Origin of the sequence: Limnoraphis robusta BA-68 BA1, assembly GCF_034932365.1 — a bacterium.
Lineage (GTDB): Bacteria > Cyanobacteriota > Cyanobacteriia > Cyanobacteriales > Microcoleaceae > Capilliphycus > Capilliphycus robustus.
This window is the reverse complement of the sequence record NZ_JAYGHR010000062.1, coordinates 93,924-107,009: the sequence shown is the minus strand read 5'-3', so window position 1 is coordinate 107,009 and position 13,086 is coordinate 93,924. Positions and strand designations below refer to the sequence as shown.

9 protein-coding genes are annotated in these 13,086 nt (G+C 42.3%); 4 read left to right on the top strand and 5 right to left on the bottom strand.

Annotated elements, in window-relative coordinates; genetic code table 11:
* Window positions 1-61 precede the first annotated feature (61 nt).
* Window positions 62-4,837 (top strand): PAS domain S-box protein, encoded by a 4,776-nt coding sequence (locus VB836_RS14860; protein ID WP_323220217.1) that lies wholly within the window; start codon window positions 62-64, stop codon window positions 4,835-4,837.
* 220 nt (window positions 4,838-5,057) lie between these two features.
* Here the strand turns inward: VB836_RS14860 and VB836_RS14855 are convergent, their stop codons facing one another.
* Both VB836_RS14855 and VB836_RS14850 read right to left on the bottom strand, forming a co-directional pair.
* Window positions 5,058-6,044 (bottom strand): nucleoside hydrolase, encoded by a 987-nt coding sequence (locus tag VB836_RS14855; RefSeq protein WP_046279953.1) that lies wholly within the window; start codon window positions 6,042-6,044, stop codon window positions 5,058-5,060.
* 64 nt (window positions 6,045-6,108) lie between these two features.
* Window positions 6,109-6,657 carry a nucleoside 2-deoxyribosyltransferase gene (locus VB836_RS14850; protein WP_046279952.1) on the bottom strand — a complete coding sequence of 183 codons (549 nt, stop codon included), beginning with the start codon at window positions 6,655-6,657 and terminating at the stop codon, window positions 6,109-6,111.
* 95 nt (window positions 6,658-6,752) lie between these two features.
* Between VB836_RS14850 and rbsK the strand changes: the two genes are divergently transcribed.
* Both rbsK and VB836_RS14840 read left to right on the top strand, forming a co-directional pair.
* On the top strand, window positions 6,753-7,670 hold the full coding sequence (gene rbsK, locus VB836_RS14845) for a ribokinase (protein WP_046279951.1): 918 nt from the start codon (window positions 6,753-6,755) through the stop codon (window positions 7,668-7,670).
* A gap of 108 nt (window positions 7,671-7,778) precedes the next feature.
* Window positions 7,779-8,318 carry a DUF2267 domain-containing protein gene (locus VB836_RS14840; protein WP_323220213.1) on the top strand — a complete coding sequence of 180 codons (540 nt, stop codon included), beginning with the start codon at window positions 7,779-7,781 and terminating at the stop codon, window positions 8,316-8,318.
* Between the two features lie 60 nt (window positions 8,319-8,378).
* Here VB836_RS14840 and VB836_RS14835 read toward each other — a convergent pair whose 3' ends face one another.
* On the bottom strand, window positions 8,379-10,463 hold the full coding sequence (locus VB836_RS14835) for a heavy metal translocating P-type ATPase (RefSeq protein WP_407659676.1): 2,085 nt from the start codon (window positions 10,461-10,463) through the stop codon (window positions 8,379-8,381).
* Between the two features lie 79 nt (window positions 10,464-10,542).
* Between VB836_RS14835 and VB836_RS14830 the strand changes: the two genes are divergently transcribed.
* Window positions 10,543-12,069: an Ig-like domain-containing protein gene (locus VB836_RS14830; RefSeq protein WP_323220211.1), complete on the top strand. Its 1,527-nt coding sequence runs from the start codon at window positions 10,543-10,545 to the stop codon at window positions 12,067-12,069.
* Here the strand turns inward: VB836_RS14830 and VB836_RS14825 are convergent.
* Window positions 12,066-12,491: a hypothetical protein gene (locus VB836_RS14825; protein ID WP_323220209.1), complete on the bottom strand. Its 426-nt coding sequence runs from the start codon at window positions 12,489-12,491 to the stop codon at window positions 12,066-12,068. The genes VB836_RS14830 and VB836_RS14825 overlap by 4 nt on opposite strands.
* Window positions 12,492-12,688: 197 nt before the next feature.
* A complete protein-coding gene (locus VB836_RS14820; RefSeq protein WP_323220207.1) occupies window positions 12,689-13,063 on the bottom strand; it encodes a hypothetical protein in 375 nt (124 codons plus the stop codon).
* Window positions 13,064-13,086: the final 23 nt, after the last annotated feature.

Here is a 13,086-nt window from a genome sequence, read left to right as displayed (position 1 = left end):
GTGTCTAGGAAATTATGACTAATGCTTAAATAGAATTAAATTCTCTAACCCTCGATGACCCATGCCTGCCAGCAGCTTATCTCAATTTGATTCTAGCCTGGATGCGGCGATTAACCCCAACCCGTTAACGGTTTCTCCGCAAACGCCTCTGTCTGAAGTCTTTAGCTTGATGTGTCGGTCTAGAAAGACTTGTCAGCTTTTTACAGATGATCAGATCGAAGATGTAGAGACCCGTTGTGTTTTGGTGATAGATGATGATCGCCTCGTTGGACTGTTGACTCCTGGGGATATTGTCCGATTAATTGCAGAGGGAATGCTGGATGTTCAGGTTAGCATCTCGGAAGTAATGACGGTTGAACCGATTACCCTAAAGCGATCGCAATTTGAAAATCCGTTTACCCTCATTCACCGATTCAATCAATACCAGATTTGTCATCTTCCGATTCTATCCGATCAAGGGCAGGTTCTAGGATTAGTCACTCTAGAGAGTCTTCGCTGTTGCTTACCGCCTTTAGACTTTCTCAAATTTCGCCGCGTCGAAGAGGTGATGAGTCGAGAGGTGATTTATCTTTCCCCAAGTGCTACTGTTAAACAAGCCACCCAACAACTCGCGAAATCTCAAAACAATTGTCTTGTGATTGCTGAGAAAATTTATAATTATCAACTTCAGCCTTTGGGTTTCATCACAGCCGGGGATTTAGTTCAGTTTTATGCTTTGGGGTTAGATGATCGCATCCGAGTAGATCAAATTATGAATTTCGGCTTGCCATTGATTCACCCGGATGATAATCTAATAGAAGCGGATCGGCGAATACAGCAACATCGGATCTCTCAATTGTTTGTCAGTTCACAATCGGGACAGATTGCGGGAATCATCACCCCAAACTGCATTTTAAAGGGTCTAGATGCGATGGAAATGTACGGAGTGATTCAACTTCTCCAACAACAGGTGAGTCTACTCCTAAGCCCTCAAAACGGTAAAGTTGCCCCCCCTCAACCCGATCTTAATGCGGCGATTGTAGAAACGGTCAGTAACTTAGTTGTGGTACTTGATAGCCAAGGACGAATTGTTCGGTTTAATCAAGCCTCGGAAGCGGTAACGGGATATTCGTTTCGAGAAGTGCGAAATCAAATTTTCTGGGAAATCTTTCTCTCGTCTGAGGAACAACAGCAATTCAAAGCCAATTTTCAAACCTTACCGTCTTCTGAGTTTCCCCCTCAGCAGGAACTCACTTGGCTAACAAAAGGGGGTTTACAGGCCCGCACGGTTTCCCATTTTAATAGTACCCTATATAACGATGCAGGTCAAGTGGAATATGTAATTTTGACGGGAGAGGATATTACGCAATATCGTCAGAGGGAAAATGTTTATGATCAACTGACGGAAGAACTGAAAAACCGAGTGGATGAAGGCGGCGAAAAATCAACCCAAGATCTGGCGAAATATCGCGGTAGTGAAAGTCAATCTCAATCGGAAAAAGAGAGATTAAAGTTTTTATTATCAGCCAATCCAGCGATTATTTATAGCTGTGATTATCAGACCTATAAAGCCACATTTGTCAGTGAAAATGTGCGGCTAATTTTAGGGTATGACCCTGAAGAATTTTTAGAGAGTTATGAGTTTTGGTGGGAGCGAGTGCATCCCGATGATCAAGCCTTTATAGCGGTAGAAATGAACAAAATTTCCGAACAGGGTTACTATCGCTACGAATATCGGTTTCGTCATCAAGATGGTAATTATCGTTGGATGCGGGATGAAGTGAAATTAGTTCAGGATGAAAGGGGAAATCCTGTTGAATTAGTGGGATACTGGATCGAAATTAGTGAGTATAAGCAAACCGAAGTAATTCTAAAAGAACAAGAAGCCATTCTCAGTAGTTTGTGTAACAGCACAACCTTAATGATGGGAGTTGTGGAAATACTGGATAATAATATACGTCATCTGTGGGATAATCCAGCAACCGCAAAATTATTAGGCTGTGAAGTTCAGCAGTTAAAACATCAAACCTGTCGGGGGTTAGGAATTCCAGAAAACTTAACTGTACTGTGGGTCAAACATTGTCAGGAAACCCAACAGACTCAGAAACCGGCTCACTTTGAATATACTCATCAAACCATCAAGGGAAAAAATTGGTTTTCCGCCACAATTTGTCCTGTTCCGGGAAACTTTTCTCGTCCGCGATGCTGCTATGTTGTTGAAGATATTACCGAACGAAAACGCACCGAAGAAGCCCTGCGTCATAGCACTCAAAACCTATTAGAATCTCAACGCATTGCTCATCTGGGAAATTGGGATTTTGATGTAACAACAGGAAAGATTAGTTGGTCAGAAGAAGTGTTTCGGATTTTCGGGTTAGACCCTTGCGAAGAGGAACCCAACCTAGAAGAATGGCTAGAGATGATTCACTCCGAAGATCGGGAACAGTGCTACAACATTTTACAACGAAGCCTGAACACAGGAGAATATTTTGATATCGAGTATCGCCTGATTCGTCCCGATGGGGAACTGCGTTATCTTCACAGTCAAGGAGAAGTGATCGAAAACCTACACAGCCAAGCGATACGGCTGTTTGGAGTGATAATAGACATTACCGAGCAGAAACTAGCCGATCAAGCGTTGTGCGCCTCAGAAGCCCGTTATCGTGGGCTGGTGGAACAAATGCCTGCTACAGTTTACACGATAACGGTGGGGGAAGCGAGTATGCCGCTTTATATTAGTCCTCACATTGAACAAATGTTAGGATATACGACAGATGAATGGATGAGTAACCCGCAATTGTGGTGTCAATGTCTGCATCCCGATGATCGAGAACAGATGAGTAATCGCTTAAAAAATTTACCATCCCATGATCGCCCGTTTGTTTGTGAGTATCGGCTGTTAACGCGCAATCAGGATGTATTATGGGTACAAGATGCAGCCGTTGTGATTCGAGATGAGGACAATACTGCGATTTTGCTACAAGGGGTAATGCTGGATATTACCGAACGCAAACACACGGAAGTTGCACTGAGACAAAGTGAAGAACGGTTTAGTACCTTAATTCGGAATTTGAGTGTTGGCGTAACGTTACATGGGTCTGAGGGTGAAGTGTTGTTATGTAATCCTAAAGCATGGCAATTAGTGGGGTTATCGGAAGCGGAACTCTTAGGGATAACATCTCTCCCTCCAGAATGGAAAATGATTCACGAAGATGGTTCTCCTTTCCCGTATAACACTCATCCGGTTCCCCAAGCAATTCTAACTCGTCAAGCGGTGAAAAATGTGTTGATGGGGATTTATCGTCCGGCGGTGAAAGCGGAAGCCGAAACGGAGTTAATCTGGGTTTTGGTGAGTGCTGAACCGCAACTGAGAGAAGATGGAACGGTTCAACAGGTGATTTGTACCTGTAGCGATATTACCATCTTGAAAAAAGTTCAGGAAGATTTACGCACCAGTGAACAACTTTATCGCACCATTGCCCATAATTTTCCCAATGGGACTATCTTTTTGTTTGATCGCAATTTACGCTATCTCGTCGCTGATGGTCAAGGACTCGCCCATTTACAACTGCGTCGAGAAGCGTTAGAAGGTTATACTTTGTCGGAGGTGTTATCGGCGGAAACTTGTACTTCGGTTGAACCGTTGTATCAAACGGCGTTAGCGGGAAGTGAACGGGTCGAAGAAATTCAATATCAAGATCAGACTTATCTCGTTCGGGCGGTGCCGATTAGAAATGAAGAGGGTGAGGTGATTTTAGGGATGATTGTTTATCAGAATATCACAGAACACAAACAAGCCGAACTGGCTTTACAACGAGCAAACCAACATCTGGCTGAAATTAACCAACGCTTAGAACAGTCTGTTCAAGAGTTAGAGCAACGCCACCGGGAATCGGCTATTATTAATCAAATGATTGAGTTTTTGCAAGCTTGTCATGGGGTTGAGGAGGCTTACGGGCCGATTTCTGAGTTTCTCAAACAGCTTTTTCCGGGTTGTAGCGGCACGGTATTATTGAGTAATCAAAAAACGAATCAAGTGGAGTCTATCGCGACATTTGGGGAATTAGCGGCTTGTGAACTGAACCTGGCTTTTGATGATTGTTGGGCGCTGCGACGGGGACAAATTCACCTGGCTAGTGACAGTCAACCGGGTTTGTTTTGTACTCATGTTCAGCGTGATCCTTTACCAACGGCTTCTTTGTGTATTCCAACGATAGTTCAAGGACAGGCTTTTGGATTATTTTATCTGCGAACCCAAGAATTTGAGGGGTTAAGTAAAGGTCAACAACAGTTAGCCCAAACGGTGGCGGAACAGATTTCTTTGGGTTTATCTAATTTACAACTGCGGGAGGAGTTGCACAACCAAAGTATTCGTGATCCGTTAACGGGGTTGTTTAACCGTCGTTATTTGAAAGAGGTTTTACAGCGAGAATTTCAGCGATCGCAACGTTCGGGTCAACCGTTAGGAATTATTATGGTTGATATTGATTATTTTAAGCAATTTAATGATCATTTTGGTCACGAGGCGGGAGATGTGGTTTTGCAGGAAGTCGCCCGGTTCCTTCAGCGTCAAATTAGATTATCGGATGTCGCCTGTCGCTACGGAGGTGAGGAGATGACGTTGATTTTACCGGAGATGTCGTTAGAAACTGTAAAAGCGAGGGCGGAACAGTTGTGTGAAGGAATTCGACAACTTCAGTTATCCTATCAAGGGAAAGATTTAGGACGGATAACGGCTTCCTTTGGGGTGGCTGGTTTTCCCGATCAGGGTTCGACACCGGAAACTGTGATTAAAAAGGCAGACGAAGCGTTATATCAAGCTAAAAATCAAGGTCGAAATCAGGTTATTTGTGCTTAAGAGGCCACTGTTGTAGGGGCGGGTTCATTACAGTTTACAGTTATACAGTGACCAGTTATCAGTTATTAGTTATTAGTTATCAGTTATCAGTGTTTACTGTTCACTGGTCACTCTCTTACAAACTGTGCTTCTGGCGGAAACCGCGCCCGTCGCAAGTTTGCGCTGTTCACTGTTTAAACCCGCCCCGCTTCCAATTTTGCTCGATTATTTTAGCCAATATTTAATATTCTACCAGACTTTTCAAATCTTCTACGAAAGCAGCCAATAAATCGGCTGAATTGACCTGTTGGGCGACCCAGGCGTTTGCTCCCATTTTAGCATGGTGGCGGCGATCGCAAATGGTTTTTCCTTTTGTCCATTTCCCGAAGACTTCTACTTCAACTCTACCCCGTCGAAATTGTAGGGTTTCAGGATAAAATAAATAGGCTAAAGTAACCGCATCGTGAACTAAAAACCCCGATATTCCTTGGGTTTCTCGGTAGGAAAGGGAGGTTTGAGTCATGGCTTTGGCTAAGGCGAGGATAAACTGAGAAATCGGACTTTCGGGGTTGACTTCAGCAATATTCTCCGCCATTTCGGGAAGAAAAATCAGCGATCGCGTCACATCTAAGGGTAAAATAACTAAATTATTACTGCTATTAAAAACGATTTCTGCGGCTTCAAGACTGTAAGCGATATTAAATTCGGCTTCTGGGGTAACATTTCCTGCAACGTTAAAAGCACCGCCCATAATGATAATTTCTTTGGCTTGTTTTAAAATGCCGGGAAATTTGGTTTCGGCGGAGGCTAAATTGGTTAAAGGGGCGAGGGCGACTATTGTAATTTCTCCGGGAAATGCGGTTAATTTTTCGATGATTATTTCATCGGAATATCTGGCTTTTTCATAGGATTTTTGGGGAGAAGGTAAGGTTTTGGCTAAATTTCCTAAGCCATCATTGCCGTGAATATGGGCTGCATCGGCAATTTCTTTTTGGGTTTTAATCATGCCTCGTCCGACTTCTATTTGTGGAAAATCGGTCAGTTGGAGGAGTTTACAAGCATTGGTAAAGGTGAGTTTTGCATTCACATTTCCCTCAACTGAAGTGACGGCTAAAAGTTCGGCGAATCCTTGTTTTACTAAACTGATTAACCACAACAATGCAAAGGCATCATCGCCGCCGGGGTCAGTATCGAGAATAATTTTAGGGGGAGATATTTGTGGATTCATGTTGGTTGAAATTTATCTATGTTTTCGGGTATAAAAACCCGGTTTCTTTGAGAAACCGGGTTTTTTATGATGAACTCAAGAGTTTTTGAGCGGCAACTTGAACAACTTTTTTAAACACTCGTAATTCTGTATAATATTGTTGGGGTTCAACGGCTTCATAGACAACAACACCGCCACTGTTAATAATAGCCGCTTCTAACATGAGATTATCGATCATCTCAAATTGTTCAATCAACAGTCCATCTTGATCTAAGGTTTCTGAGGTTTTATTCAAAACTCGTTCAGGGTAAAGACGACTATCATTAGTATACCCAAAAATAGGCTTTCCTAATGCGGTCATGTATCCCATTTCAAAAGCGGTTCCTGCATCTAAACTGGGACTGCGAAACGGAGTCATATTGGCAATGATTAAATCACAGCTATTCATTAAGTTAATATTACAATCATAAATCTTGATTGCAGCTTCACGAGGGGTTAAGTTGGTTAAATCTAAACTAGCATCAAAGGGAAATACCCCCTCAAAGCCATAGTTTTGACAAATCTGTTTTTTTGCCTCTGCCATTTTTAAGGGTTCAGGTAAAAAGACATCGGGGCCAGCTAAATAAACTCGCACAACTAAGTTCCTTAGAAAGTTAGATGTTTTTAGGTTAAGTTTATGATACCATCTTCACCAACATTGTGATAAACCAAAGTTAAATAAAATAGCTTATGAGTTTAATTGTGTTTGGCAGTATTAACATGGACTTAGTGGTTAAAACCCCTCGTTTACCGAGTCCAGGAGAAACATTACAAGGGGAACATTTTTTTACTGCCCCCGGTGGAAAAGGTGCAAACCAAGCGGTAGCAGCAGCGCGTTTAGGGGCGTTAACTTATTTGGTGGGGCGAGTGGGAAAAGATAGTTTGGGAGAGGAACTTTTAGCCCATCTCAACGAAACGGGAGTCCAAACGGAAGGGGTTCAAATTGATGCCGAAACGAGTTCAGGTGTGGCAATGATTGCCGTTGATCAAAAGAGCGAAAATACGATTATTATTATCCCTGGGGCGAATGGTAAAGTTGCAGGTTCAGATGTTGAAAGATTAACCCATTTATTGCCTCATGCTAGGGCGTTACTGTTGCAGTTAGAGGTGCCGTTACCTGGGATTAAATTAGCGGCTAAAGCGGCCAAAGAAGCGGGTGTAAAAGTGATTTTAGATCCGGCTCCGGCTCCGAAAAGTTTACCGGATGAACTTTACCCCTTGATTGATATTATAACACCGAACGAAACAGAAGCCAAGCGATTAACGGGATTAGATTTAGCCGAAGAAGAAAACTGTATCAAAGCGGCGGAAAAATTGCTTGAACGAGGTGTTAAAACGGTTGTCTTAAAATTAGGTTCAAGAGGGGTTTTTTGTATGAACGTTGCCGAACATTTTAGAGTGGAAGCTTTCCCGGTTCAAGCGATTGATACCGTTGCGGCGGGAGATGCGTTTAATGGGGCGATGGCGGCTGCTTTTGAACAGGGTTTATCGTTAAGAGAAGCGGTAATTTGGGGAACGGCGGCGGGGGCGTTAGCAACGACAAAATCAGGGGCGCAACCTTCACTTCCAGACCGAGAAACCTTTGATGCTTTTTTAAATTCTCACTAAATCTCTATCTTTTGATAGTCAACATATCTAACTTAAGGATGAAGATGAATTGAGAAAGTTTTTACTAAGCTAAGGCAATGAAAATGAGAATAAAAAAAGGAAATAATAATGCCAGACGACGTTTTTAATCGAAATTTGCCCGAGGTTGATCCGACGGAAGTTGAAGATAGAAGAACTGTTATCGCGGATGAAAATCGCTCTTTTCTGGAAAAAGTGATGAAAAAAAGCGGTTTTGCCGATCTTTATGATGCCCGAGATTTTACGGAAGTTGTCTTCCGAGTGATGCGAGATTTGATGACAACAGAAGCAGCCGATCGCGTAGCAGATGAACTGCATACCGAAGCGTTACCAACGAAAGAAAAATCACTCCAAATGGAAGTGACTGAACTTTGGAAAGATACCAACCCCATTGTAGGCTTTTTAAGTCGGGTTCGTCCACCTTGGCAGGGGCCAGGAATCTTTAAAATTGACGCGGATCGCTTCTTATTCCGAGTCGCAAATGAAGGTGGACTTCCGAAAACCGTTGATCGGGAACAAGCGGTTTCAGCCGTATTTTCAGCGACAAAAGATGAACTTTCAGAAGAACGAATTCAAGAAGTTTCTAGTTGGCTTCCCGGAAAAGTCAAACAACTTTGGGAACAAGCATAGACAGTTTACAGTTTACAGTTTACTGGTCACTGATAACTGTAAACTGTAATGAACCCGCCCTTAAGATTTTAATAACCTTAAACCGCTTAAGGTGACTAAAACGGTTGAACCTTCATGTCCGATGACGCCTAACGGCAGATTAATTTGACCTGCAAAATTAGCGACTAAAAGTAAACCAATAAATGATAAAGCAAACACAATATTTTGGCGTACAATTCGATTAGAACGACGACCTAAATTAACGGCTTCGGGTAATTTGTCTAAACGATCCGCCATTAACACAATATCTGCCGTTTCTAAGGCTACATCCGTTCCGCCTCCTCCCATTGCAATACCGACTGTTGCGAGGGCTAAAGCAGGCGCGTCGTTAATTCCATCTCCAATCATGGCAACGGTGTTATATTGCTGTTTTAATTGTCGAATAACGGTTAGTTTATCTTCAGGCAATAAGTTAGCATAAATTTGTGTAATTCCCAAAGATTGAGCGACAGTATCGGCGGTGCGTTGGTTGTCGCCTGTTAACATAACAATCTGTTGAATTCCCATTTTATTTAACCGTTCAATCACGCTTTTGGCTTCAGTTCTAACGGTATCTGAAACTGCTATTAATCCTAATATTTCCTGATCTTTCGCCACCCAAATCACCGTTTTTCCTTCATTTTCTAAGCGATAGGTTTCCGCTTCTAGGTTCTGATGATGTTGAGAAAGTTCGCTGATCACAAAACTCGCTTTTCCGACAATCACGGATTGATTTTCAACGGTTCCCAGAATTCCTAAACCTGCTTTGGCTTGTACATTTTTTGCGGTTAAAAGTTGTAGATTTTGGGCAGAATTTTCACCCGTTATGGCTTCTCCGATGGGATGTTCAGAAACGGCTTCTAAAGCCGCAGCCAGTTGTAAGACTGTTTCGGGAGAATTGCCTTCTGTGGGAATGATTTCAACCACTTGTAATTTTCCCGTTGTTAAGGTTCCGGTTTTATCAAAAGCAATTGCTTTTATTGTGCCAATTTTTTCTAATTGCGCCCCATTTTTAAACAAAATCCCCTGACGCGCCCCATTGGCAATTCCTGAGAGTAAAGCAGGCATAATTGCCGCCATTAATGCACAAGGAGAAGCGACTACTAAAAAAATTAAAGCCCTATAAATGGTGATTTCCCAATTCCAACCGAATAAAAGAGGCGGAAGAATTGCCAGTAAAATTCCTCCTATCACAATAACTTTAGCATAATTTCGTTCAAATTTTTCGATAAATTGTTGAGAGGGCGGGGCTTCGGTTTTGGCTTGTTCAACTAAACGAATGACTCGTTGAATTAAACTACTTTCAGGGGATTTATGCACTCGTAAACGTAACGCCCCATGACCATTTAACGTTCCGGCAAACACTTCATCCCCGATGGTTTTTTCAATAGGAATAGATTCTCCGGTAATCGAAGCTTGATTAAGATGACTCTGACCTTCTATAATTAAAGCATCTGTGGGAATAAGTTCACCGGGTTTGACAATCACAATATCATTGATTTGGAGTTGATCAATCGGAATTTCAACTTCTTCAAAATTTTGAGAGGAGTCGTTTAAAAACCCAGTTTCTTGGGGGGAATTAGGGGTATAAATAGGGAATTGACTGTCAGAAACCGGGTTTTGGTGAATCTTACGAAGGGTTCTGGCTGTATCCGGTGCAACTGTCATTAAACGGCGAATATTGCGTTCAGTGCGTTGCATGGCGAAACTTTCTAACGCCCCACTAATCGCAAAAATTAGGATTAAAATTGCCCCATCAATTATTAAAGTATAATCTCGTTGCCATAACCCTAAACTTGCCGCTCCCAAAGCTGCCACCATCATCAATAAATCAACATCTAGCTGATGTTCTTCAAACAGAGTGGTTAATCCTTCTTTGGTGCTTTCATAGCCCCCAATCACATAAGCAGCCGGAAGCAAGAATAAGGCAATCCCCACCCAACCTAAGTTTAAAAATAACCAACCTAAAAACACTAAAATAGCACAACTAGCAGCAGCGAAAGCTTCGGGATGTTTGTGGAGAAGCTGACGAAAATTTGGAGTAGAAAGAAAACGGGTCATGGCTTGTGTAGAGTCTAATAATTTTATAAGTTTAGGACGATTCCGCTCAAAACAATCTGAAATCATACTAAAACCTCACCCCACAACTTGGGCAAAAACATGATAATCTGTGAAGGAAAGATATCGGTGCTGAGTGATCAATTCCATGACGCAATTCCAGGCTAAACCTCACAATTGGCTAAAAAACAGTGAACCTGTGGATCGAGTGGCGATCGCACTAATGATCGTGTTAACGGTGCTGATTGGAATGATGTTACTCAGTGGCGATCGCAGTACACCGAAAGTCCGAGAATTTAGCTGGAATAACAAACATATTAGCGCCCTGGATACCGGATTTATTTTAACGTTCAATCGTCCGATGAATCGCGAAAGTGTAGAGCGAAATCTGCGAATTGATCCGCCCCTTCCCGGTAAAATCAGTTGGGCAGGCCGACGGATGGCTTATACTTTAGTTGAACCAGCCCCCTACGGAACGCCCTATAGCGTGCAGTTAAAGGATGCCAGCGATCAGTTGTACGCAGGTAACACCGGACAGGTGATTGAACCGTTTACAGGCTATTTTCGCACTCGTGATCGGGCTTTTGCTTATATTGGAGTCACAGGAGACCAACAAGGGCGATTAATATTAGTTAATCTCTCCCAAGAAAGCCCCCAACCCATTGCACTCACGCCTGATGATTTAGTGGTTTTGGAGTTTGAACCCTATCCCGATAGCGATCAAATTCTGTTTTCAGCGATTTCCCGCAAAGATCAAGCCCAAGGAAAATTTGAGTCACAACTCTACACCGTGACGACTGGAGTTAATCCCAATTCTCCCCAACAAAAGCAACCCAAACGCAGCCAACCCCAAGGAGTGGTTAAGTTACTGCTAGATAGTCAAAACTATCGCAATCTCAAATTTGACCTATCTCCCAATGGCCAAAGGATTGTCGTTCAGAGAGTGAGTAAAAAAAATCCCGCCGATTCGGGTCCTTGGATTATTGAGTCGGGTGATTCGCCAGAACCCCTGAAAACGGAGGGCGGCGACTTTTTGATTGGCCCGGATAGTCAATCGTTGCTGATTGCTCAAGGGCCAGATTTAACGACTATTTTACCTCTAGAACCCGGATCTGAACCCTTAGAATTTTTACCCCGATATGGTCAAGTTCTCGGCTTTGCCAACGATGGTTCAGCCGCCGTGATGGTAAGATTTAACCAGGATGGGACGCGATCGCTATTTTTGGTGAATAATCAAGGGGAAGAACGAGAACTCTATCGCACGCCTCCTTTTGGTAATATTTTGAATGCTCAGTTTGATCCGAGTAACACGTTGTTATTTTGTTTGTTAACGGAATTGTTAGATGAGCAGCAAGAATATAAAGAACAGCCCTATATTGCGGTGATTGATCTAGAAAGCAGTGAGTTGGCGCCGTTGGTGATTTTACCGAATCAACAAGAGATTAATATGAGTTTGTCACCGGATGGTTTGGCTTTGCTGTTTGATCAAACGGTGATTAAAAGTCAGCAAAATTCACAGGAATCAGAAAATTCAGCCCGGAGTTCAGGGGGTGATGCGATTATTACCAGTCGCTTGTGGATACTTCCCCTAGAAATATTATCCGATCCGACTCAATCGGAAATCAAGCCGGAAGAATTGCCATTTTTTGGGTTTAATCCCCGTTGGTTGCCTTAATTTTTGTTTGATTGAATATTTTTCAGAAAATTTTGTTCATTTGGATCGAGGGAATGAGGATTGTCAGCAGATTTTGCTCGTTCAGACTGCTCTTTTAATCGGTTGCTGGCGTGATCTCTGGCTTTTTCAATCACTTGTTTTCTAGGTTCGGTTTTGCCAATAAAATCTTTGGTTTTATCTAAACCTTGATAGATTTTATCAGCAGCCTCTTCGGAACGATTGGCCGCGCTGTCTAAATCTAAGTTTTTATTACTTTGAGACTGATTATTAACGCCATAAACTTGATAATAATCTGCTTCGGGTGTCAGAGAAGCGGCAAAAGCTGGCGTTGAACTCCAACTATTAAAACTGAAAAATAAAACGGAAAATAGTACAGCAAAGCCGAAGACTTTTATTTGAAAACGCGAAAGTAAACGTTTCATTTGTTCTCCTGAGTTTATTTATAATTTTACTTTTTGACTTATTGTAAAATAGAATAAATCAGGTTAACCTCTATCGAAGGGAGAGTTATGACCTTTGAGATTTTTAACGTAAATAAAGGATAGCCTTGTATTCAAGCATCAATTCTTAAATCCCAGCTATCCCTTACCCTATAAATTTGTATTAATTTGATGTAACTTTAGGGCTTCATTTGATCGCCAACAGAAGAAGTCCCATCCTCAGCTAATTGAGGATTTCGTTGTTCAAACACTTGGCGTTGTTTGGCGCGAAATTCGGCGGCGGCATCCTGAATATTATTTTTTTGCTGATCATAAACAGAATTCACATCAAGATCCAAAGTTCCCATTTGCGCCCGATGAATCAGATTGTACATGGTACTTTGATCAATACCGAGACTTGTACCGCTATCATTGTGTTGACTGTTAAAATCCTGAAGTGGACTCAAATTGCTTTGTTGAGCAACAGTAGCCTGTGACAATAGCGTTAAACTGACTCCAACTGCGGATAGCATAGACAAAGCCATCCCCACACCAGATTTGACTTTGAGTTTCATTGCGTTCACACCTAAATTGCTAT